Origin of the sequence: Streptomyces sp. Alt3, from assembly GCF_030719215.1 — a bacterium.
Classification (GTDB): domain Bacteria; phylum Actinomycetota; class Actinomycetes; order Streptomycetales; family Streptomycetaceae; genus Streptomyces; species Streptomyces glycanivorans.
In genome coordinates this window covers 715,509-737,011 of record NZ_CP120983.1, presented here as the reverse complement: position 1 = coordinate 737,011, position 21,503 = coordinate 715,509, and the positions used below count along the sequence as shown (strand labels likewise).

At 71.0% G+C, this 21,503-nt stretch carries 20 protein-coding genes and 1 pseudogene; 10 read left to right on the top strand and 11 right to left on the bottom strand.

The features are described from left to right. Positions 1-37: 37 nt before the first annotated feature. Positions 38-865, top strand: a complete 828-nt coding sequence (locus P8A20_RS03345; RefSeq protein ID WP_147961184.1) for an SGNH/GDSL hydrolase family protein — start codon at positions 38-40, stop codon at positions 863-865. A gap of 69 nt (positions 866-934) precedes the next feature. On the opposite strand, the gene P8A20_RS03340 is transcribed toward P8A20_RS03345, so the two are convergent. From P8A20_RS03340 to P8A20_RS03315, 6 genes and pseudogenes are all read right to left on the bottom strand, one after another. Continuing rightward, positions 935-1,939 carry an STM4011 family radical SAM protein gene (locus P8A20_RS03340; protein ID WP_147961185.1) on the bottom strand — a complete coding sequence of 335 codons (1,005 nt, stop codon included), beginning with the start codon at positions 1,937-1,939 and terminating at the stop codon, positions 935-937. An 8-nt stretch (positions 1,940-1,947) separates the two neighbouring features. Further along, on the bottom strand, positions 1,948-3,351 hold the full coding sequence (locus P8A20_RS03335) for an STM4012 family radical SAM protein (protein WP_147961186.1): 1,404 nt from the start codon (positions 3,349-3,351) through the stop codon (positions 1,948-1,950). Continuing rightward, positions 3,348-4,160, bottom strand: coding sequence for an STM4013/SEN3800 family hydrolase (locus P8A20_RS03330; RefSeq protein ID WP_147961224.1), 813 nt, complete (start codon positions 4,158-4,160; stop codon positions 3,348-3,350). Before P8A20_RS03330 ends, P8A20_RS03335 begins: the two co-directional genes overlap by 4 nt. A gap of 271 nt (positions 4,161-4,431) precedes the next feature. Then, positions 4,432-5,556, bottom strand: a pseudogene (locus P8A20_RS03325) (STM4014 family protein); the annotation flags it as partial. Further along, complete coding sequence (locus P8A20_RS03320) at positions 5,537-6,505, bottom strand: STM4015 family protein (protein ID WP_306102813.1); 969 nt, start codon at positions 6,503-6,505, stop codon at positions 5,537-5,539. The gene P8A20_RS03320 and the pseudogene P8A20_RS03325, both read right to left, overlap by 20 nt. A gap of 7 nt (positions 6,506-6,512) precedes the next feature. After that, positions 6,513-7,463 carry an STM4015 family protein gene (locus P8A20_RS03315; RefSeq protein ID WP_306102812.1) on the bottom strand — a complete coding sequence of 317 codons (951 nt, stop codon included), beginning with the start codon at positions 7,461-7,463 and terminating at the stop codon, positions 6,513-6,515. A gap of 290 nt (positions 7,464-7,753) precedes the next feature. Between P8A20_RS03315 and P8A20_RS03310 the strand changes: the two genes are divergently transcribed. Both P8A20_RS03310 and P8A20_RS03305 read left to right on the top strand, forming a co-directional pair. Next, positions 7,754-8,080, top strand: a complete 327-nt coding sequence (locus P8A20_RS03310) for a DUF8820 family protein (RefSeq protein WP_306102811.1) — start codon at positions 7,754-7,756, stop codon at positions 8,078-8,080. A gap of 110 nt (positions 8,081-8,190) precedes the next feature. Continuing rightward, complete coding sequence (locus P8A20_RS03305) at positions 8,191-9,192, top strand: DUF6745 domain-containing protein (RefSeq protein ID WP_147961190.1); 1,002 nt, start codon at positions 8,191-8,193, stop codon at positions 9,190-9,192. A 125-nt stretch (positions 9,193-9,317) separates the two neighbouring features. Here the strand turns inward: P8A20_RS03305 and P8A20_RS03300 are convergent, their stop codons facing one another. Next, entirely contained in the window at positions 9,318-9,908 is a 591-nt protein-coding gene (locus tag P8A20_RS03300; RefSeq protein ID WP_147961225.1) for a TetR/AcrR family transcriptional regulator, read from the bottom strand. 75 nt (positions 9,909-9,983) lie between these two features. Continuing rightward, a complete protein-coding gene (locus tag P8A20_RS03295; protein ID WP_306102810.1) occupies positions 9,984-11,183 on the bottom strand; it encodes a glutamate dehydrogenase in 1,200 nt (399 codons plus the stop codon). 153 nt (positions 11,184-11,336) lie between these two features. On the opposite strand from P8A20_RS03295, the gene P8A20_RS03290 reads away from it, so the two are divergent. Together P8A20_RS03290 and P8A20_RS03285 are read left to right on the top strand one after the other, a co-directional pair. Further along, complete coding sequence (locus P8A20_RS03290; RefSeq protein ID WP_147961192.1) at positions 11,337-11,777, top strand: PPOX class F420-dependent oxidoreductase; 441 nt, start codon at positions 11,337-11,339, stop codon at positions 11,775-11,777. Between the two features lie 144 nt (positions 11,778-11,921). Next, positions 11,922-13,118 carry an MBL fold metallo-hydrolase gene (locus P8A20_RS03285; RefSeq protein ID WP_306102809.1) on the top strand — a complete coding sequence of 399 codons (1,197 nt, stop codon included), beginning with the start codon at positions 11,922-11,924 and terminating at the stop codon, positions 13,116-13,118. A gap of 235 nt (positions 13,119-13,353) precedes the next feature. On the opposite strand, the gene P8A20_RS03280 is transcribed toward P8A20_RS03285, so the two are convergent. From P8A20_RS03280 to modA, 3 genes are read right to left on the bottom strand one after another with little or no spacing between them, the layout of a single operon-like run. After that, the gene (locus tag P8A20_RS03280; protein WP_306102808.1) at positions 13,354-14,442 is read right to left on the bottom strand and encodes an ABC transporter ATP-binding protein; all 1,089 of its coding nucleotides are present in this window, start codon (positions 14,440-14,442) and stop codon (positions 13,354-13,356) included. Beyond that, complete coding sequence (gene modB / locus P8A20_RS03275) at positions 14,439-15,299, bottom strand: molybdate ABC transporter permease subunit (protein WP_147961307.1); 861 nt, start codon at positions 15,297-15,299, stop codon at positions 14,439-14,441. The genes P8A20_RS03280 and modB overlap by 4 nt, the downstream gene beginning before the upstream one ends. Continuing rightward, positions 15,296-16,123: a molybdate ABC transporter substrate-binding protein gene (gene modA, locus P8A20_RS03270; RefSeq protein ID WP_147961308.1), complete on the bottom strand. Its 828-nt coding sequence runs from the start codon at positions 16,121-16,123 to the stop codon at positions 15,296-15,298. The genes modB and modA overlap by 4 nt, the downstream gene beginning before the upstream one ends. A gap of 289 nt (positions 16,124-16,412) precedes the next feature. Here modA and P8A20_RS03265 point away from each other — a divergent pair, with 289 nt between their 5' ends. The 5 genes from P8A20_RS03265 (at position 16,413) to P8A20_RS03245 (ending at position 21,457) form a co-directional block, all read left to right on the top strand. Next, on the top strand, positions 16,413-16,895 hold the full coding sequence (locus P8A20_RS03265; protein WP_147961309.1) for a molybdopterin-dependent oxidoreductase: 483 nt from the start codon (positions 16,413-16,415) through the stop codon (positions 16,893-16,895). A 240-nt stretch (positions 16,896-17,135) separates the two neighbouring features. Continuing rightward, the gene (locus P8A20_RS03260) at positions 17,136-17,954 is read left to right on the top strand and encodes an endo alpha-1,4 polygalactosaminidase (protein WP_147961310.1); all 819 of its coding nucleotides are present in this window, start codon (positions 17,136-17,138) and stop codon (positions 17,952-17,954) included. Positions 17,955-18,190: 236 nt separating this feature from the next. After that, the gene (locus P8A20_RS03255; RefSeq protein ID WP_147961311.1) at positions 18,191-19,519 is read left to right on the top strand and encodes an ABC transporter substrate-binding protein; all 1,329 of its coding nucleotides are present in this window, start codon (positions 18,191-18,193) and stop codon (positions 19,517-19,519) included. Positions 19,520-19,529: 10 nt separating this feature from the next. Next, positions 19,530-20,576, top strand: a complete 1,047-nt coding sequence (locus P8A20_RS03250) for a carbohydrate ABC transporter permease (RefSeq protein WP_147961312.1) — start codon at positions 19,530-19,532, stop codon at positions 20,574-20,576. After that, positions 20,573-21,457 (top strand): carbohydrate ABC transporter permease, encoded by an 885-nt coding sequence (locus P8A20_RS03245; protein ID WP_306102807.1) that lies wholly within the window; start codon positions 20,573-20,575, stop codon positions 21,455-21,457. Before P8A20_RS03250 ends, P8A20_RS03245 begins: the two co-directional genes overlap by 4 nt. Positions 21,458-21,503 lie beyond the last annotated feature (46 nt).

The following is a 21,503-nucleotide window of genomic DNA, read 5'->3' as shown; positions in this document are numbered from 1 at the left end:
CGCGTAGGTCACATTCGAAGGTGCAAGATAAGCCCTTGTGGCAGACGATTCGAGAAACAACAGACGAGGCATCATCGGGTCGTACGCGGCGATCGGCGACAGCTTCACCGAGGGCGTCGGAGACCCCGGCCCCGGCGGGACCCTCGTCGGCTGGGCGGACCGGTTCGCGGTCCTCCTCGCGGACCAGCTCCCGGTCCCCGATGCGATGGTCGGGCCCGTGGACGACCCGCACGGGAATTTCCGGTACGCCAATCTCGCCGTACGCGGACGCCTCCTCGACCAGATAGTCGAGGAACAGGTCCCCCGCGCCAAGGAGCTGGCACCTGATCTGGTGAGCTTCTGCGCGGGCGGCAACGACATCCTCCGTCCCGGTTCCGACCCGGACGACGTGGCCGAACGCTTCGAGCGTGCGGTGGCCGACCTGACGCAATCGGTCGGTACCGTCTTGGTCACCACCGGCTTCGACACCCGTGGCATCCCTGTCCTCAAGCACCTGCGGGGCAAGATCGCCATGTACACCGCGCACGTCCGGTCGATCGCCGACCGTTACGACTGCCCGGTCCTGGACCTGTGGTCCCTGCGGTCCGTGCAGGACAGGCGGGCCTGGGACAACGACCGGCTGCACCTCTCGGCGGAGGGACACACCCGGGTCGCGCTGCGCGCCGCCCAGGTCCTCGGCCTCGACGTGCCGGCCGACCCCGACCAGGTGTGGCCCCCGCAGGCTCAGCGCGGGACGCTGGAGGTGCGGCGGGACGACATCCAGTGGGCGCGGGAGTACCTGGTCCCGTGGATCGGCCGCAGGCTGCGCGGGGAGTCCTCGGGTGACCACGTCGAGGCCAAGCGCCCCGACCTGCTGCCGCTCTGACCGCGCGGAACCCGGCGCCTCGTCGGACTCCGCCGACCCTCCGGGGCTGTCGGACCCCGACGCTTCCCGTCAGCGGCCGACGAACGGGAGCAGACTCCGGGACGGGCCTGGTGACACGGGTCCGTCCGGAGCGGCTGCCGGCACCGGTCCGGCGGGTGAGGGCGTGCAGACGGGCACCAGTGCAGGGCGCGCGAGCACCTGTGCCGGGTCCGCGAGCACCCGCGCCGGGTCCGCGGGTATCCGCTCCAGCACTCCGCCCGCGAAGACGTCGTACAACGGCAGCGTCTCCAGGTGCACATAGCCGATGTGGCAGTCGCACACATCGAGCGGGCAGCCGCGCGGGCCGAGCGCGTCCCGGTAGCTGCCGTCGTAGAGATTGCCCAGCTCGGCACGGACGAAGTGGCAGCGGCGCACCGTCCCGTCACCGTCCACGGACACGACCGACTCGCCGGTCCGGCAGGGCAGCCCGGCGGAGCGGTGCGGGTGCCTGCTGTACGGGAACAGCGGGTCCAGGGCCGTCCAGCGGTCCGCCTGCTCGTCCGTATAGGTGTGCCCCTCGGCGGCGTTGACCCAGAGATACACCTCGGGCGGCAGCGCCGAACGCAGACGCCGGGCCTCCTCTAGGTGTTCGTCGAGACCGACGATCCCGACGCTGTGACGCACCCCGAGGGCCGTGAGCTCCCGGCACCGGGCGAGGAACCGCTCGTACGGCGTCTGACCGGGATGGTAGGTGCACCACAGGGCGACCTTGTCGCGGTCCGCCTCGGCCAGCCAGCCGGTGCGGCAGCTGAGGTTGGTCTGGATGGCGACCCGGCTGACATGGGGCAGCCGGGACATCTCGACGAGCGCCCTCCTGTACCAGGACCGCACCAGGCCCTCCCCCCAGGGGGTGAACAGCACGGACAGCCGGCCACCGGTCCGTGCGGCGGCCCACGCGGTGAACCGCTCCAGGGCCGCCCGGTCATTCCGCAACTGCTCCCCGGTGTCGCGCCGCTTGGCGAACGGGCAGTAGGGGCAGTCGTAGTCGCACGAGGCCAGCGGACCCCGGTAGAGAACGGTCAGGTCCGTGTTCATGGGACGGCTCACTTCGCCTCGTAGGCGGCCATCGCGGCCCGGACCGCCGGGGAGAACAGCTCAGGGCCGAGCGCGTCGGAGTGGGCCAGGCCCTCGGGGGAGAGACGCAGCAGGTCAGGAGCCGCTGAACGTCCGGCCACCGAGTGGCCGGACGCCGAGCCGCCGGACGCCGAATCGTCCAGCCAGCCGCGAGCCGCGAACAGCTCCAGCTCGGCGGGGAAGTCCTCGTACGGGTCCGACCCGAAGCGCTCGCGGTATTCGGCGGAGCGCATGCCCTCGGCCTGGAGCAGTGACTGCAGGAGGTGGCGTCGGCGCGCCTCGCAGCCGTCGACGTAGCGGCCGACCTCCGCCCGGGAGAAGTCCGTGGTGGTGGTGAAGCCGTCGATGATGCCCCGTATCTCGCGCATCTCCACCGCGTAGTCGAAGGAGTAGTGCAAGGAGGAGGTGTACGAGCGTGCCCCGCAGCCGAGCCCGATCATGCCGTCGGTCTGGCAGGCGTAGTCGTCGGGACCTGCGGGCGGGGCGTCCACGCGGCGGAACATCCGCATCGACACCTGCTCGTATCCATGGGCCAGGAGATGATCACGGCCCGCGCGGTACAGCCGCAGCCGTTGTTCGTCCCAGGCGGCGTCCGGCCCGTCCGCTCCCGTCCCCAGCCGCCCGAGGCCGGTCAGCGGGCGTACGTACAACGGGTAGAGGTACAGCTCCTCCGGGCTCCAGGCCAGGGCGGCGTCCAGCGAGGTGCGCCAGGTGTCCTCGGTCTGTCCCTCGATGCCGTAGATCAGGTCGATGTTGAGGACCGGGATGCGGGCCTCACGGATCCGGCCGAGTGCCGCCTCCACCTCGGAGCGGTGCTGCGGACGGACCGCGGCCCTGGCCTCCGCGTCGACGAAGCTCTGCACGCCGATGCTGATCCGGGTGGTGCCCCGATCGGCGAGGACGGCGAGACGGTCCGCCGTCGCCGTCGAGGGGGACGTCTCGACCGACAGCGGCACGGCACTCAGGTCGGCGCCCATCCGCTTCTCGGCGATGTCACAGAGACGCTCCAGCTCACCGGCAGTGAGGAAGGTCGGCGTTCCGCCACCGAACGCCGCGGAGGCGAAGCGCACCGGTCCGTCGTCGCCCAGCGCGTCCCGGACCGCGGTCGCCTGCCGGTCGAGCGCGTCGAGGTAGCGCGTCGTCAGTTCCTCCGGTGCGCCTATCCGGGTGAACAGATTGCAGAAGCCGCAGCGGACCTCGCAGAACGGTATGTGGAGATAGAGGGAGAGCGCGTCCTTGCGCTCCGCCGCCCAGAGATCGCCGAGCAGCGGGCGTCCTCCGGGGTGGCCGGCGAGCGGGCGGTAGGCAGTCTTGTGCGGGTAGGCGTAGACGTAGCTGCGGTACGGGCTGGTGCCGAGCGAGGTACCGGTCATCGGGGCGTCCCCTGTTCGAGGAAGAAGTGGGCATAGGGCACGGTCCATACGGCTTCGTGGCCGATCCGGTGACCGGTGTAGCCGTCGTCGCCGTACGCCGTGCCGTGGTCGGAACAGACGATGGCGAAACACCTGCGGCGGCTGCTCGCGGCCGCGAAGAGCCGCCCGACGTGCCGGTCCACGTACTCCAGGGCCGCGGCGTGGGTGGCCCTGGAGTCCCCGGCGTCGGCGGTGGCGCCGGGCATGTGGAACCAGTTGGGCTGATGCAGGGCCGACACATTGACGAAGAGGAACAGGCGCTGCTCCGCCGGGAGTTCCGCGACCACCCGCTCGGCGCGTGAGACCTGCGCCTCGAAGGACGTCGGCGAGGCGACACCGAACTCCGGCTCCCAATGGCTCTCCTGGAACATGCCGGGGAGCACCGAGCCGAGCGGGGGGCGGCGGTTGAAGAAACCCACGCCACCGACGCACACCGTGCGGTAGCCCACCTCGACGAGGCCGGAGAGGAGATCCGGGGACTCATGGACGAAGGTGCCGTCCGCGGTCGACTCGCTGCCCGCGAAACGGGCGGCGAACAGCCTCGGGTGAGGGCCGGGCGCGGCAGGTGTCGGCAGGAACCCGGCGAAGATCGCCTGGTGGGAGGCGTAGGTGAAGCTGCCCGGCGCGTGTCGCTTTTCCCAGACCCCGCCGGGCAGATGCCGGGCGAGATTCGGGATGCGCCCGGCCGCCGCGAGCTCCTCGGCCACGTCGAAGCGCAGGGTGTCCAGGGTGACGAGCAGCAGATCGTGGCTGCCCACGATCTGCTTCATGTCGGGGTTCGAGGGCTGTGTGCCGCGGATCGTGGGATCAGGGTCTGTCGATGGCACGGTCGTTCCTTGCTCGGTTCTCTGTCGTCGTGCCGGTGCGGCGAATGCCGTCGCTCGTCGCACCGGTGTTCCCGCGGCCGTTGCTCGTGCGGCCGGTGCTGCCGCGGCCGTTGCTCATGGGGCCGCTGTCCAGGTCGTCGCCGCCCGTGGGGCCGGTCTTCCCACTGTCCTCGCCCGTGGTGCCGGTCTCCCCTGGGGTCTCGCCCGGCCGGACACGGTGGGGAGACGCAGCCAGTACGGCCGCGACCTGCGCGCCGTAGGTGTCCAGTCCCTCCGCACCACTGCCCGGCAGACCGGTCAGACGCGGCAGGAGGTCACCGAAGGCGTTCACCTCGCCGACGGCGAAGCGCCGCCAGCCGGTCGCGGGCAGCAGATCGACGCCCACGCACAGCGTGTCCGGGAAGCAGGCCGCGGCCCGCTCGCACATGGCCAGGGCGTCACTCCAACTGCCGCCCGCCGCCTCGACGGCGGCCCGCACCCCGTCCAGGTCACCGCGCGTGCCACCCAGGTGCAGATTGGTCATGGGGGAGCGGCTGGTCCGCACGACAGCGTGGGTCGCACGCCCCGCGACCACCACGACCCGCAGGTCGGCGGCACGCCCACGCTGCGACGCCTTCGGCAGCCAGCGCTCGATGTGCAGCCCGTCCGGTGCCAGGGCGTCGACCAGCGCCGCCACTTCCCGTTCCGTCGTGCAGCGTCGCACCCGCAGCGAGTTGAACAGCCGGCCCTCCTCGTCCCGTTCCACCGAGGTCGCCGCCCGTATCCGCCCCCGGCCGGCCGTCTCCAGCGCTATCACCCCGGAGGCGGAGGAGCCGTGCGCCGGCTTCACGAACACCCGCGGCATGCGATGCTCCGACATCAGCAGACGCACGTCCGCCCACCCCCGCACGGGGGCGGCGTCGGCCCCGGAGGTGGGGGAGTCCGGCACCGGCACCCCGGCGGCGTCCAGTGCGCCGTGGCAGAGGCGTTTGTCGAACATCACAGCGATGTCCTGAGGGCCGTCCAGGAGCACCGCGCCTGCCGCCGCGGCCGCCCGCGCCACTTCCTGGACGGCCGAGGTGAAGCGTGCGTACCAGCGGGACGAGCCCTCGACCCTGGTCGGATCGTCACCCCCGCGCAGGAGCTTGTCCACCTCGGCGTCCTCACCGGGCGAATCGATGCGGACGGCCTCCCCGGGGAGGAAGACCGCCTCTCCTCGCAGGACCTCCAGCCAGGACACCGTGCGCGCGGCGGGCAGCCCGGCGGCGCGCACGGCGTCCTGGAAGAGGCCGACCCTGCGGTTGGCCGGGATGCCGACGACCGCGAGCCGTGGCCTCGCGCTATTCGCTGACGGCGACATGGCGTGCCTCGTCGTCCTCGGCATCCCACCGGTCCGCCTGGTCGAGACGGACCTGGACGTCGGCCCGGGCGCAGAGTTCCTCGATGCGGGCGACGAACGGATCGGAGAGGAAGTGGTGATGCAGATCCAGACCGGACAGATGGCTGAGCGGCTGGCCGTCGAGCAGGGCCTGCGCTCCGGAGTCGCCGAGGGTGCCCATCGCGAGGGACAGGGACTCCAGCCGGGCGACCACCGGTGCAGAGGCGACGGCGGCGGCGATCTCGTCCTGGATCTCGCTGTTCTGCAGCCCGAGATGACGAAGACGGGGGAACGCGGCCCCGGAGAGCACGGGCGCCAGGTCCGCCACCGTGGTGTCACCGCCGTACCACTCGGAGCCGAACCAGAACTCCAGGTGCTCCAGGGCAGGGAGTCCCGACGCGCCGACCGCGCGGACGACATGCCCCGGCAGTCCGCCCGACTCGAAGCGGAGCGTCTTCAGCGACTCGTGCCGCACCGGCCGCAGTTGGAGACTCCCTTCTCCGGGTGCTCCTTCGCCGCAGCCACGCACGACAAGCTCCTCCAGGAGCGGGAGCGCTTCCAGCACCGGAGTGATGTCGCACAGCTCCAGCCAGGAGAGCTCGCACTCCTCGCTCTCCACATCGGCGAGGAACAGTGCGCGCAGCGCCGGGAAGCGGTGCGCGTCGGCGACGATCGCCGTGACGACCGGTTCGAGGGAGATGTAGTCCTCCTCCCACCAGGGCCCGATGAGCAGTGCCCGGACCCGGGTGGTGTCGACCTCGTCCAGGAAGCGTGCCCAGACGTCCTCGAAAGGCAGCTCGTACGGATAGCAGTCGAGCCTCCATGCCACCGAGTCGGCCACAGGCCGTGTCGCCGGCTCCGTGGGGGAGGGCGGGAACAGGGTGTGTACCGGCAGGCCGTGAAAGGTGTCGAGGTGGGTGACGTCGGTCATCGCGCTGTCACTCCGCGACCGCGGTGTAGCGGCCCTCGGGACCGTTGTCGTCCCACGGCTCGCAGCGCCCGGACAGATCGACCGTCACGCCGTGCGGTTCCAGGGAGTCCGCCACGCGGCGTTCCATCGGCTCGGTCAGGAAGTGGTGGTGGAGGTCGAGCGAGGCGAGGTGGGTGAGCGGCTGGCCCTCGAGCAGCGCGGCAGCGCCTTCGTCGCCCAGCGTGCCGTTCGACAGATCGAGTGTGCGGAGCTGCGCGACGACCGGTGCCGACCCGATCGCCGACGCGATCTCGTTCTGTATCTCGCTGTTGCGCAGGCCCAGGTGGCGCAGCCGGGGGAAGCGCGTACCCGCGAGCAGCGGCGCCAGGTCCGGGACGACCACGTCGCCCCCGTACGAGGAGACCCCGAGCCAGAGATCCAGGTGCTCCAGCGAGGGAAGCTCGCTGTCGAGCACGCCGCGCAGCGCCTCCGCGGGCAGCCCCCCGCTCTCGATGACGAGCCCACGCAGGGAGTCGTGCTTGACCGGAGGGAAGGTCAGGTCGGTGCCGCCCCGCACACCGAGATGGGTCAGGTCCGGGAAGGCGGTGAGCAGAGCCGTGACGTCCGACTGCTCGATCCAGGAGATCTCGGCCTCCTCCGCCACCAGGTCCCCGACGAAGATCGCCCTGAGCGAGGTCAGCCGGTCGGCTGCGGCGACGACGAGACCGATGGGATAGGCCGAGGTCTCCTCGTGCGACTCCCCCCACTGACCGATGATCAGAGCCTCGACACCTGACGGATCGACGGCTTCGAGGAAGGCCCCGAACTCCTCCTCCCAGGTGACGTCCGAGTCGTACGGAGCGACGCCTACGCGCCAGGCGACGGCACCGGCCGGGGGACGCGCGGCCTCTTCGGCCTCGCGCTGGAATTCGACGGCCGGAAGGCCGAGCAACTCGTGCAGACGGTCCGCGTCGGACATGGCACTGAGCTCCTGATACTCGAGGCGACTGATGTCCGCAAGGTCTATCAAGCGCCACTGACAACGACACGACCGGCCCCGGACCGCCGACCGTTCCGCGTCCCGGGCGGGTTGCAGGCTCCGTCGCCGATCCCGCCGATCCCGCCGATCCCGCCGATCCCGCCGATCCCGCCGATCCCGCCGATCCCGCCGATCCCGCCGATCGTTGCGATCACTGCGATGTCAGACCCCTCTCGTAGCGTCTTCCCTGTGGCCGGCACAGCGGGTGCCGGGACGGAGGGGAGACGTCTGTGTACCGGCAGGGCGACGTGCTGATGATGGCGCTGGAGGAGTCGGAGGTGCCCGCGCACTTCCTCGAAGCACCGGGTGAACCGCGTGACGGCCGGGGGAGGCTGGTCCTTGCACTCGGCGAAGTCACCGGCCACGCACACGCGGTGCGGGGACCGGGCCGACTGCTGAGGGAGGCCGGGCCCTTCGGCCCGATGCTGCTTCATCTCCCCGAGGGAGGACGCGTGGTCCACGAGGAGCACGCCGCGATAGCGCTTCCCAAGGGATGGTTCCGCGTCGTGCGGCAGCGCGAGTACGCCCCGGGCGCGGTCCGCATCGTCGCGGACTGAATTTCTCGCGGTACGCGGCGGGGACTGTCCGGGGCCGGCGACGGCCCGGTGAGCGGTGGTCCGGTGATGTGGGGTCGGAGAACAGTGACGACAGGGGACGGGAAAAACCGATGCAGTACGTGAACACGTGGCGTGCCGTGGTGGCGGCGACGGGCAGGGCCGACCGGGGAGCGGCCGAGGACGGGGTGCGGCTCGCCTACCGGGCCGCAGGGCTCACGGAGCCGGAACGCATCATCTGGGCGGATTCGCCGAGGGCGGCCGTGGAGGTGGTGGAGAAGCTGACCGAGGCGGGGCGATCGGTGCGCGAGGAGGTCCGCACCCGCCCATGGGCGGAGGAACGGCGCCGCGTGTACGACGAGCTGGGCCCGGCCGGGTGGTCCGCCCTGTGGTCCGCCACCGGGGCACAGCTGTGGGAGACGACGGCCGCACTGGCCGAGCGGATAAGGGCGGGAGTGGTCTCCGAGCTCGCCACACGGCCCGAGGACGAGTCCGGCATCCGTCTCGTGCTGCTCGACGCGGTCCTCGGCCAGCACGACGCTGCCTGGCTCGCGGCGTTCGACGGCCGCGGCGACCGGCTGACCGGACTGGCGGAGGTCGCCAGGAACGCCGGGTGGTGGTGGCCCTACGAGCACGCCGTGGTGATCGTCGAGCGACCCGAGGCGCTCCACCGGGACGAGGCCGGACGGCTCGACCGGGGCGACGGACCGGCCCTCGCCTACCCGGACGGGTTCGCCCTGTACGCCTGGCGGGGCATGCCCGTGCCGGCGGAATTCCTGGACGGCCTGGCGAGCCTGACGCCTGACCGGATACGTGCCGAGGAGAACGCCGAACTCCGCCGTGTGATGCTCGAGTACTACGGCTACGACCGCTACCTCACGGAGTCGGGCGCGGAGCCGGTGCACCGCGACGAGACCGGAATCCTCTGGCGCATCGCGATGGCGGGCGACGAGGACGTCGTCATGGTCGAAGTCGTCAACTCCACCCCCGAGCCTGACGGAACGCACCGCACCTACTGGCTGCGGGTACCGCCCAGGACCCGGACCGCGAAGGAAGGCGTCGCCTGGACGTTCGGGCTCGACGGGGAGGCGTATGCCCCGGTGCGCCAGACCTGACCGGACCCCACGGCCGCCCTCGGCCAGCCGGTCGGGGCCGGAGCACCCGGCAGCTCCGTGGCCCCGGCGCCGGAACCCCGGGCGGCGTGCCAGCCGAACCTTCGGGAGCTCCGCGGCCACGACCGTCAGGCGGTCAGGGCCTCGCGGTCGATGCCGAGTTCGCGGGCGAGCGCCTCTTCGGTCCACCGCAGCATGGTGGCCCTGGAGAGCGGACCCGCGTACGACGTCATCTGGACGGCCAGTCCGTCCAGGAGAGCGGTGAGCCGCCAGGCCACGGACATCGGATCGTCGCAGCGGAACTCACCGGCCGCGGCTCCTTCGTCGATGACTTCGGCCAGTTCGGCCTTCCACTGCTGGTCGAGATCCGCGGCGACCTCGCGCAGCACCGGATCACGCAGGGAGGAGGCCCAGCCCTCGATCCAGAGCCGCCATCCCTTGGCCTGGCCGGTCGGCGCGTACCAGCGGACGGCGGCCTTGAGCCTCCGGACGGCGCTGGTACGGCGGCTCATCAGTTTGCGCAGATGGGCGAGATCGGCCTCCGCGGCGTAGGCGAACGCTGCGGCGACCAACTTCTCCTTGGACGAGAAGTGGTACAGCACCAGGGCGTTGCTCACCCCGAGAACAGCGGCCACGTCGGCGATCCGCACCGCCGACACACCACGGACCTCGATCTGTTCGACGGCAGCGCGCAGGAGCTCCTCCCGCCGCTCCGCCACACTCAGCCGCACTCTCGCCACACGGTTACCTTAGCCAACACCCTGGCCCGGGTTTCGGGCCGTGTGGCCGACGGGCTACCCGTACCAGCCGAACCGATCCGCCATCACCGGCAGTCGGTCGGTGGCGAGCGCGTGCGCGGCCGCCCGCGGTGTGCAGCCGTCCGCCGCCGCCCGTTCCAGGACGCGGTCGACGAGAGTGCGCATGGAGCGGCGGATGTGCCGGAACGCCTCTTCCGCATCGGGCCCGACGTCCCCGAACAGGGTCCACCACCACCACGCGTTCGTCGCGGAGTTGACGACCACATCCGGCAGCACTGTGATCCCGCGCTCGACGAGCAGGGCTTCCGCCTCGGGGAGTACGGGCATGTTCGCGGCCTCGACCACCCAGCGGGCGCGGATCGAGGCCTGGTTCACGGCGTCGACGGCGTACGACACGGCGGCCGGCACGAGGATCTCCGCATCGGCGCCCAGCCAGGCATCGCCCGGAAGCTCCTGATCCTCCGCCCGCAGCGCACCGCGCTCCACCGCCCCGTGGGCGTCCCGCGCGGCCAGGAGCGCCTCGACGTCCAGGCCCGCCGGATTGGCGATCGTGCCCTTGACATCGGCGACCGCGACGACGGTCAGCCCGGCCTCGGAGAGGAACCGCGCCGTCGCGCCGCCCATGGTGCCCAGCCCTTGCAGGGACACCCGGGTGCCGGAGTGCGCCACACCGGCCCGGTCCAGCGCGGCGAGCGTGGACTCCGCGACTCCGCACCCGCCGGCCAGCTCGTCCAGCCCGATCCCCCCGACAGTGACGGCGAAGGCGTCCGACAGCCGTCGGCGTGCTTCCCGTTCGTCCTCCAGCAGGGGGTAGACGGCCTGGACGGTGGACACGAGTCCGGCTTCCTCCGCGGCCCGGTCCACAAGGTCCTGACCGAGGCCGAGGTCCTCTCCGGTCGTCCAGACGTTCTCCACGTACGGGCGTAGGGCCCGCAGGAATCGGACGAGCACCCCGTAGGCGGCCGGATCCCGCGGGTCGCAGTCGATGCCGCCCTTCGCGCCGCCCAGCGGGACGTAGCGCGCCAGGGTGTCGTCGGCGTCGAAATGCAGGGCCTCCTTCATGGTCATGCCCTGTGCCAGGCCCGTCACCTCGGCGAGGGTGCAGCCCTTCCGCATGCGCAGACCGCCGCTCGACACACCGCGCACCAGCCGGTCGACGACGAGGTACCCCTCCGTGCCGGTGACGTGGTCCGTCCAGGTCAGGGAGATCAGCGGGGCGGGGGAGTGGGACGGCACGGAGCGGCTCCTGGATCACCGGACTCGAATTACTGAACAGCGAGTCAGTATTGGGAGCCCGGGCGCGGCTGTCAACGCGAACAGGGCGCCTGATGTGACATCGTCGTCGCCCGGATTCGGAATCCTTCGGCGTGTACGGACGTTGGACTCGGCATGACGGACATCGAACCCGGGCGCGAGGCACTGCTCCGGCTCATCGGGCAGTACGACGGCGGAGTGCTGGTCACCCTCAAGCGTGACGGCAGGCCCCAGCTGTCGAACGTGAACCACGCGTACTACCCCGACGAGGGGGTGATCCGGGTGTCCATCACCGAGGACCGTGCGAAGACCCGCAACCTCCGCCGGGACCCACGGGCGAGCTACCACGTGACCAGCGACGACCGGTGGGCGTGGACCGCTGCCGATGTCACCGCCGAGCTGACACCGCCTGCGGCCGACCCCCACGACGTGGTCGTGGAGCAGCTGGTCACGCTCTACCGCGACGTCCAGGGGGAGCATCCCGACTGGGACGACTACCGCCGCGCGATGGTCCAGGACCGCAGAGTGGTCCTGACCCTGAGGATCGACCATGTCTACGGCCGACCGCGTGCCTGACGCGACACCCGGGACGGCAGCCACGACGGCACCTCCGACACGGCTCCGTGACGCCCACGCGTGTTGCTCCGTTCACCGCGGTGCCCTCGCCGTGCCGTGCCTCCCGACCATAATGAGACGACACCGACTCCCTCAGGAGATGTTGTGACCGGCGCCGACGACCAGCCCTCGTTCCGTACCAGACTCCGTTCGCTGCGCCCCGGCGCCTTCGGGGCGGACCCGGCGGGAGCACGGATGGAGCGGATCAGCCGCTCACCCAATTTCGCGGACGGGGTGTTCCAGAATCCGGAGGGGGCCCGGACCAGGCCGTCCGGCTCCATGCTCGAATTCGCGAAGGTGTACTTCGCCAAGGAGGAGCGGGCACGCAGGTCCCCGCTCGGCACCGTGCCCGTCCATGCCACGACCCTGGCCGATCTCGCCACGCCGCCGTCCTCGGGCCTGCGGGTGACCTGGCTGGGCCACTCCAGCGTGCTCGTCGAGATCGACGGTCGCCGCGTGCTCTTCGACCCGGTCTGGGGCGACCGCTGCTCGCCGTTCGCCTTCGCCGGGCCCAAACGGGTGCACCCGGCACCCCTGCCGCTCGCCTCGCTCGGCCCGGTGGACGCCGTCGTGATCTCACACGACCACTACGACCACCTGGACCTGCCGACGATCAAGGCCCTGGCGGGGACGGACACGGTCTTCGCGCTGCCCCTCGGCGTCGGCGCCCACCTGGAGCGATGGGGTGTTCCCCCGGAGCGCGTCCACGAGCTCGACTGGAACGAGACCACGCAGATCGCGGGCATCGACCTGACCGCTACCCCCGCACGTCATTTCTGCGGCCGCGGACTGCGCAACCAGCAGCACACGCTCTGGGCGTCCTGGGTCGTCACGGGCCCCGAGCACCGGGTCTACCACAGCGGGGACACCGGATACTTCTCCGGCTTCAAGGACATCGGGGCCGCGCACGGGCCGTTCGACGTGACGATGATCCAGGTCGGCGCCTATTCGGAGTACTGGCCCGACATCCACATGACGCCGGCCGAGGGCCTGCGTGCGCATCTGGACCTCCAGGGGGGTGCGCCGCACGGAGCGCTGCTGCCGATCCACTGGGGCACCTTCAATCTCGCCCCGCATCCGTGGTCGGAGCCCGGTGAGTGGATGAAGGACGTCGCTGACGAGGCCGGCCAGGCGGTGGCTCTTCCCCGTCCCGGTGAGCCGTTCGAACCGGCGGGGAAGCTGCCCTCGGACACCTGGTGGCGTGCGGTGGCGGCGCCTGCCGCACAGCCGTGGCGCCGTCCGAAGGTGACGGATCCGGCACCGGTGCACCGGGAGGAGGTCGACCTCGCGGGCGAGCGGTGACGGAGGGCTGTACGTCTCGTACGGCCTGACGGATCCGCCTCGGTACGCCACCTGCGCGTACGCCACGACGGGCGGCGACGACCACGCACCATCGAGCGGGGTCCGGGTCCAGGGCCACGGAGTCGCGCCCACCGTGCGAACAGGGCTTGGCCGACGGGGCAGGCCAGGCCCGCGGTCCTTCCCCTGCCGCTCGATCCCGCACAGACCCCCGCACGGGCGCTCCCGGTCCGGGCCCTCAGACGGGGTAGGCGTGGGTCTGCGTCGCCTTCACCGTCGCCCAGACCGCCGCTCCCGGCCGCAGATCGAGTTCGGCGGCGGCCACGGTGGTCAGGTCCGCGGCCAGACGCAGGTCGCCGGTGAGGTCGGCACGGATCTGGTCACCGTGGGTTTCCAGGCCCGCGATCTCGCAGTGCCAGAGATTGCGGGCGCTCGTACCGGCCGGGCGGTCCCGGTGGAGAGTGACCGCGCTCGGCGGGAATGCCACGAACACCGGCCCGGACATGGCCTCGGATGCGGTGAGGGAGGACCCGGTGCCGAGGTGGACGGTGTGCCCGTCGGCCTCGCCCTGGTACAGGTTCAGGCCGACCAGTTGGGCGATGTAGTCCGTGCGCGGACGGCGAGCGACGTCGGACGGTGCGCCTTGCTGCACTACTTGGCCGTCCTCGACCACGACCAGCCGGTCGGCCAGCACCATGGCGTCCAGAGGGTCGTGGGTGACCAGGACGGCGACTGCCTCGAAATCGGCCAGGTGCCGCCGGAGCTGGGAGCGGACCTCCAGGCGGGTGCGGGCGTCCAGGGCCGCCAGAGGCTCGTCCAGGAGCAGCAGTCGCGGCCGGGTTGCCAGCGCGCGGGCCAGGGCGACGCGCTGGGCCTGGCCGCCCGAGAGCCTGCGTGGCTTCGCGCCCATGTGGTCCGCGAGCCCCAGACGGCCGAGCCAGTCGGCGGCCTGTTCCCTGGCCGACGCCTTGCTCGCGCCGTGACAGCGCGGTCCGAAGGCCACGTTGTCCAGGGCGGTGAGGTGCGGGAAGAGCAGGTAGTCCTGGAAGACGACGCCGACCGGGCGGGACTCCGGCGGCGTACGCTCCAGCGCGGTGCCGTCCAGTCGCAGATGGCCGCCGGTGAGCGGTGTCAGTCCGGCGAGGGCGCGCAGGGCGGTGGTCTTGCCGGCACCGTTGGGGCCGAGCAGGGCGACCACTTCGCCGGGTGCGGCGGTCAGCGCCACATCGAGACGGAAGGTGCCGCGCTCGACGACCAGGCGGGCGTCGAGGCCCTCTTCACCCACATCGGAGCAGAGGCCGGTGGAGCTGTCGCGAGTATCGGTCATCCTGCTTTCATCCAACGGTCGCGCAGGCCGGCCAGCACCGCGATGGACACGGCGAGCAGGACCAGACTGAGGGCGATGGCCGCCTCGGGGTCGCTCTGCAGGGCCAGGTACACGGCCAGCGGCATGGTCTGGGTACGGCCGGGAAAGTTGCCCGCGAACGTGATCGTCGCGCCGAACTCGCCCAGCGCGCGGGCCCAGGCGAGCACGGCGCCCGCCGCGATGCCCGGCGCGATCAGCGGCAGGGTGACCCGGCGGAACGCGGTGAACCGGGAGGCTCCGAGTGTGGCGGCGGCCTCCTCGAAGCGGGGGTCGGCGGCGCGCAGGGTGCCCTCCACGCTGATGACGAGGAACGGCATCGCGACGAAGGCCTCTGCGATCACGACCCCCGTCGTCGTGAAGGGCAGCGTGATCCCGAACCAGTCGTCCAGCGACTTCCCGATGATGCCGTTGCGGCCGAGAGCCATCAGCAGAGCCACACCGCCCACCACGGGTGGCAGCACGAGCGGCAGTGTGACGAGGGCCCGTACGAGGCCACGGCCGGGGAATTCGACGCGGGCCAGCAGCCAGGCCAGTGGCACACCGAGTACCAGGCTCACCGCGGTGGCGGCCGTGGCGCAGACCAGGGACAGCTGAAGCGCCTGCCACACCTCGGCACTGGTCAGAAGCTCGGGCAGGCTGCGCCAGGGAGCTCGTACGAGCAGCGCGATCAGCGGAACGATCAGAAAGGCGAGGCCGATCAGCGCCGGCAGCAGCAGGGGAAGTGGCACTCCCCGGCCGCCACCCGTCCGGGCAGCCCGGCGCCGCGGCCCGCCCTTGAGGGGGCCGGTCGCGGCGCCCGAGCCGTCGAGCTCGGTCACGGCTTGAGGAATCCTGCCCCGGTCAGGACCTTCTGGCCCTCGGGGGACTGCACGAGGGCGATGAAGGCCTTGGCGGCCGGGGCGTTCCCGGTCTCCTTGAGCTGGACGATCGGGTAGTCGTTGACGGCGTCGGCGGACTCGGGGAATTCCACGCCCTCCACCTTGTCACCCGCCGCGTACACGTCGGTCTTGTACACGACGGCGGCGTCGGCCTCCTTCAGCTCGACCTTGGTCAGAGCGGACTTGACGTCCTGCTCGTACGAGACGGGGGTGAGCTCGATCCCGCTCGCGTCGAGGGCCTTCTGGGCGGCCGCGCCGCACGGTACCTCCTTGTCGCAGAGGACCACCTTGAGACCGGGATCGGTGAGGTCCTTCAGGGAGGACACCTTGTCGGGGTTGCCCGGAAGGGTGGCGATCTCCAGCTGGTTGCGCACGAAGGTGGCGGGGGTGCCGGACGCGCCCCCCGCGTCCGTGACGATCTTCATCGTCTTGGGGCTGGCCGAGGCGAACACGTCGGCCGGGGCACCGCCGGTGATGCCCGCCGCGAGGGAGTCGCTGCCGCCGAAGTTGAAGGTGACCTTCGTGCCGGGGTGCGCCTTCTCGAACTGCTCGCCCAGGGTCGTGAAGCTCTCCTTGAGCGACGCGGCGGCGAACACGGTCACCGTGCCGGACAGCTCGTCCGACGACGAGGCGGACGCGGAGGAACCCGACGCCGCCGACGAGGAGTCGTCCGACGACGAACAGCCGCTCAGGGCCAGCAGGGCGGCTGCGCCTGCACCGGCCACCTGCAGGGTCCGCCCCGTCGGGCGTGCGGTACGGGTCATGATGGGTCGCTCCCTCTTGTCCTGATGGACATGATCACCAGTGGTCCTCGCGGACCGTTGACAGCGATCCCCGCCGTCGACGAGGCGCCCCCGGGGCCGGCTCCGGCACCGGCCGGTGCGGCGGCCGCGTCCCCGGTCCGGTGGGTGCGCATGTGCTGATCATACTGTCGCAGATGCCAGGGAAAAGTCTCCTGTCGCTTCGCATGAGTAAGAGATGGCATTGTCCTGGCTTGCATGTGCGTTTGTACGGGGTGTGGGCCCGGGTACGGTCACCTCGGAGGTGGTACCCGTGGGTCAGTCCCTCGAAGCTGCCGCTACGACGGCCGGCCAGGTGCCGGAACTCACTCTCACCGGAGACGTCGCCCGTCCGGCCCGGCTGACCGTGCCCGACCTGCTCGGCTGGCCGCAGTACGAGTCCGACGTCAGCTTCGAGTGCGCCACCAGCGGCGTCCAGCACCACCGGTTCACCGGGCCGTTGCTGCACGACGTGCTCATGGCCGCCGGGCCCCGCTTCGCCCCGGCCAGGCGCAAGGACCGACTGCGCTTCCTGATCGCCGTGTCCGGCGCGGACGGCCACCACGCGCTTCTGTCCTGGGCGGAGATCGATCCCGACTTCGGACAGGCCCGGGTGCTGCTCGCGGTCACCGTCGACGGCAACCCGCTCAACCGCGCGGGGCCACAACTGGTCCTCCCGCAGGACCGTTGCGGCGGCCGTCACATCAGCGGCATCAACGCCCTGCGCGTGGACGGGGGATACCCCAGGTGGGAATGACTCGGGCGATTTCCGCCGAGCGGTGGCGATCCGTCCGAAGGCATCATCCGTCGTGACCTGTTGACACGCCGAACCGTGATCGCTTTACTCCATCCAACGCCGGAGTTGAGCACTCGGCGCCAGAGGTACGCCCAACCGGTACCACGGTCAACACACCGTCAGCCCGGACTGAGTCGCCAGGATCCGCGCGGTGCGCGGAGTCCGAGGCGGGGACGTACCCCCCACCTTCGGGAGCTCGTGATGTCCCTCATCAACCGCGTCCGGTCCCACGGACGGGTTCCTGTGGCAGCCGCCGTCGCAGCGGCGCTGATCACCCCGCTGTTCCTCACCTCGACCGCCGACGGCGCGGTCCAGGCTGTGAGCCTTCCCCCCGCACACGGCAATTTCGACTACCAGATCGGCCGGCCCTACACGCCTCCCACCGGGGTGCAGGTCGTGAGCCGTGACCACACCGCCTCACCCGCGGCGGGCCTCTACAACATCTGTTACGTCAACGCCTTCCAGGCCCAGCCGGGAGCGGAGGACGAGTGGGGCGACCTCCTGCTGCGGGACGCCGCCGGTGACATCGTCTACGACGAGGGCTGGGGCGAGGCGATCCTGGACATCCGGACCGACACCAAGCGCCAGCGGATCGCCGCCAAGGTCAACACCTGGATCGACACGTGCGCGACCAAGGGCTTCAAGGCCGTCGAGCCCGACAACCTCGACACCTTCACGCGCACCGATCTGATCAGTGAGTCCAACGCCAAGACCTTCGTCAGGCTGCTCGCCGACCACGCCCACCGGAAGGGCCTGGCGATCGCGCAGAAGAACACCTCGGACTTCTCCCTCGCCCGCGACGAGACGGGCCTCGACTTCGCCGTCGCCGAGGAGTGCGGCGAGTGGGACGAATGCGGTGACTACACCGAGGGTTTCGGTGACAACGTGATCGTGATCGAGTACCAGGAGAAGGCGTTCAAGGCGACGTGTGCGGCCTTCGGGAGCCGTCTCAGCGTCGTGCTGCGCGACGTCGACGTCAGCGCCCCGGGTGACAGCGGGTACGTCCGAAAGACCTGCTGAGTCCGACCGTAGGGCCGGTCGGCGTACGAGCCCCGGCCCGTCTCGGTGTACTTCACGCTCCGTGTGAGGGGCAGGTGTGTTCCCCCACCCCTCACACGGAGACGCCTTCCGACGCGTCGTGCCCGTCTCCACCGTGCACCGCGCCTTCTCGGTGACCACTCACAGCACACCGTCCGCCGTGCAGCGACGTCCGGCGTGAACTGCCGTGCCGCACCGCGTTTCCCCTGGGGGCCCAGATGGCCGAAACACCCCGCACGACCCGCTCCGCAGCCGGACCGACGCGCCGTACCGCCCTGTTGCGCGGCACGGGCCTGGCGCTCGGTGCCGCGGCCGCACTGCCGGGCTGCGCCCGCGGAACCGGCGACGGCGTCGGAGCCGACGGAAAGGTGCTCGTCGAGCTCTGGCACGGGCAGACGGACACCGGCCGTGCGGCCATCGAGGAACTGGTCGAGGACTTCAACCGCACCCATCCCGGCATCCGCGTCGATCCCGGTGGCGGCGTCCTGGCGGACGCGATGCTCCAGAAGATCACGGCGGCCCTGGCATCCGGCTCCTTCCCCGACATCGCCTACGTCTTCGGCTCGGACCTGGCCAGTGTCGCGCGCAGCCCGTCCGTGGTGGACATGACCGACACGATGCGCTCCACCCCCCGGATCGATTTCTGGGACCCCGCGCGCGAGGCCGTCACGCTCAACGGCCGGGTGCGGGCGGCCCCCGCGCTGCTCGACGCCCTCGCGGTGGTCTGCAACAAGAAGCTCTTCGAGGACGCCGGTCTGCCACTGCCGCGTCCGGGCTGGACCTGGGACGAATTCGTGGCGACGGCCAGGAAACTGACCGCGGCCGGGAGCGGCAGGTTCGGTACCGGCTGGCCCGGTGTGGGGGACGAGGACACGGTGTGGCGGCTGTGGCCGATGGTGTGGGACCTGGGCGGTGACGTCGTCAGCGAGGACGGCAGGCGCATCGGGTTCGCGGACACCGGTGTGCGAGCGCTGGAGACGGTGGCGGCGCTCGCCGGGGACAGGAGCGTCTACGTGGATCCCAAGCCGGGAAGCGAGCAGATGTACCGGGTCTTCCTGTCCGGCAGGATGGGCATGGCCGTGACCGGCCCGTGGCAACTGCCCGACATCCAGCAGGCGAAGATCGATTACCACGTCGTGCCGATGCCAAGCTACAGCGGCCGGCCGATGACCATATCGGGACCCGACACCTGGACCGTGTTCGACAACGGTGAGGCACGCGTACGGGCGGCACGTACCTTCACGGCGTGGCTCTCGCAGCCGGCCCAGGACGTGCGCTGGGGCATCCGGGCCGGCAGCCTGCCGCTGAGCCGGAACACCGGGGCGCTCCCCGCCTGGCAGGCCCAGGAGTCCCGCACCGCGGGGCTGCCGGTGTTCACCAAAGCACTGGAATCGGCGCGCGTCCGTCCCGTGCACCCGGCCTATCCACAGATCTCGCAGGCGCTCGGACGGGCCGTCTCCTCCGTGCTCCTCGGCCGCAGCACCCCCGTCAAGGCCTTGCGCACCTGCGCGGACGAGGCCAACGCCGCCCTGCTCATACCGCGTTGAGAGGATCCCGATGCCGCGCCTGCCCACTCCGCTCACGCTTCCCGAGCGCAAGCACGACGCCCGCCCGGACGGCGACCACACCGGCCACGGTGACGACACCGACGGTGACGCGTCGAGCCCTTCCTTCAGACGGCCGCCACCGGGCCCCCTCCGGCGCCGGCTCCGCGGGGAACAGGCGACCGCCTGGATGTTCGTATCGCCCTCGGTCCTGATCATCCTCGGCCTGAGCGTCGTCCCCGTGGCCTGGTCCCTGCTGCTCTCCTTCCGGGCCGACGACCTGGTCACGCCGAGCCGCTGGGTCGGCCTCGGCAACTACCGCGCCCTGGTGCAGGACCCGCACTTCGGCCAGGCCGTGCGCAACACGGTCCTCTACACCGGCCTGTACGTCCCGGCGAGCATCGGACTGGGGCTGGCACTCGCCCTCGTGCTGAACCGTCGGATCCGGCTCGTGGGCCTCTACCGCACGCTCGTCTTCGTACCGTTCGTCGTGTCGGCGACCGCGCAGGGCGTGCTGTTCTCCTTCGTCCTCGACCCGGACTTCGGGGTGGCCAACTCCGTGCTCCACAAGCTCGGCGTGTCCCCCCAGGGTTTCCTCACCGACCCCGGCCAGGCACTTCCCGTGCTCGTGGCCATCTCGCTGTGGAGCGGCACCGGCTTCTGCGTGGTGGTCATCCTGGCAGCGCTGCAGGACGTGCCGCCCTCCCTGACCGAGGCGGCGCGGCTGGACGGCGCCGGGCGGTGGCATCTGCTGCGCCATGTCGTCCTGCCCTCGCTCACCCCGGTCCTCACCTTCCTCCTGCTGTGGCAGACCATCAACGCCCTCCAGGTGTTCGACCTGGTGTACGTGACGACCAAGGGCGGGCCGCTCGGCTCCACCACAGTGATCGTCTACTTCATCTGGGAGCAGGCGTTCAAGAACTTCACCGCCGGCTACGGCGCGGCGGCCGCCTACGCGCTGGCGCTCGCGCTGCTCCTGGTCTTCGCGGTCCCGCGCCTCGTACGGGCCGCCCGAGGCCGGGCACGCGCGACCAGACGCCTCGAAGGAGCCGCACGATGAGCGCGACAGCCGATTCCCCTTCCCCCTCCACCGCCCGGCGGGCAGGCGGTGCTCAGCGCGGACGGATCCGGCTGCCGTTCAGCGCCTGGCACCTGCTGCTGGCCCCTCTCGCCCTGGTCTTCGCCGTCCCGCTGATCTGGCTCCTGCTCAGCTCCGTGATGAGCGACGCGGAGATCAATCGCTTCCCACCCGCCCTGTGGCCCTCGGAGATCGACCTGGGCGGCTACCGGTACGTGCTCGGCAACGCGATGTTCCCCCGCTGGTTCGCCAACTCGCTGATCGTCTCGGTCGCAGCGGTGGCGTCGAACCTGCTGCTCGGCGCACTCGGCGGCTACGCGTTCGCCCGGATGCGGTTCGCCGGCTCCAGGATACTCATGGCCCTGATGCTGGCCACCATGGCCATTCCCTTCCAGCTGACGATGATCCCCACGTTCCTGGTGATGAAGCAGCTCGGACTCATCGACACCCTGGGCGCCTTGATCGTCCCCTCCCTGGTCACACCCTTCGCCGTGTTCCTGTTCCGGCAGTTCTTCCTCTCCCTGCCGAGGGAGCTGGAGGAGGCGGCATGGATGGACGGCTGTTCACGGCTGAGGGTGCTGTTCCTGGTCGTCCTGCCGTTGTCGCGACCGGCGTTGAGCACTGTCGCGGTACTGACGTTCCTGACCACCTGGAACGACCTGACCTGGCCGCTGATCGCCATCAACCACGACACGCAGTACACCCTCCAGCTCGGTCTGACGACATTTCAGGGACAGCACCACACGCGCTGGTCCGCGGTCATGGCGGGGAACGTGATCACTGTCCTGCCGGTCCTCCTCGCGTTCCTCTTCGCCCAGAAGTCCTTCATCCAGTCCATCACCTCCAGCGGAATCAAGGGCTGAGGCCCGGGCCCCTCCGGGCCCTCCCGCACCAGCGGTGCGGCACGGG

Coding starts and splice junctions, on each gene's coding strand:
- P8A20_RS03340 (WP_147961185.1), bottom strand. CDS start 1,939: ATGAACACGGACCTGACCGTTCTCTACCGGGGTCCGCTGGCCTCGTGC.
- P8A20_RS03335 (WP_147961186.1), bottom strand. CDS start 3,351: ATGACCGGTACCTCGCTCGGCACCAGCCCGTACCGCAGCTACGTCTAC.
- P8A20_RS03330 (WP_147961224.1), bottom strand. CDS start 4,160: ATGAAGCAGATCGTGGGCAGCCACGATCTGCTGCTCGTCACCCTGGAC.
- P8A20_RS03320 (WP_306102813.1), bottom strand. CDS start 6,505: ATGACCGACGTCACCCACCTCGACACCTTTCACGGCCTGCCGGTACAC.
- P8A20_RS03315 (WP_306102812.1), bottom strand. CDS start 7,463: ATGTCCGACGCGGACCGTCTGCACGAGTTGCTCGGCCTTCCGGCCGTC.
- P8A20_RS03305 (WP_147961190.1), top strand. CDS start 8,191: ATGCAGTACGTGAACACGTGGCGTGCCGTGGTGGCGGCGACGGGCAGG.
- P8A20_RS03290 (WP_147961192.1), top strand. CDS start 11,337: ATGACGGACATCGAACCCGGGCGCGAGGCACTGCTCCGGCTCATCGGG.
- P8A20_RS03280 (WP_306102808.1), bottom strand. CDS start 14,442: ATGACCGATACTCGCGACAGCTCCACCGGCCTCTGCTCCGATGTGGGT.
- modA (WP_147961308.1), bottom strand. CDS start 16,123: ATGACCCGTACCGCACGCCCGACGGGGCGGACCCTGCAGGTGGCCGGT.
- P8A20_RS03260 (WP_147961310.1), top strand. CDS start 17,136: ATGTCCCTCATCAACCGCGTCCGGTCCCACGGACGGGTTCCTGTGGCA.
- P8A20_RS03255 (WP_147961311.1), top strand. CDS start 18,191: ATGGCCGAAACACCCCGCACGACCCGCTCCGCAGCCGGACCGACGCGC.
- P8A20_RS03250 (WP_147961312.1), top strand. CDS start 19,530: ATGCCGCGCCTGCCCACTCCGCTCACGCTTCCCGAGCGCAAGCACGAC.
- P8A20_RS03245 (WP_306102807.1), top strand. CDS start 20,573: ATGAGCGCGACAGCCGATTCCCCTTCCCCCTCCACCGCCCGGCGGGCA.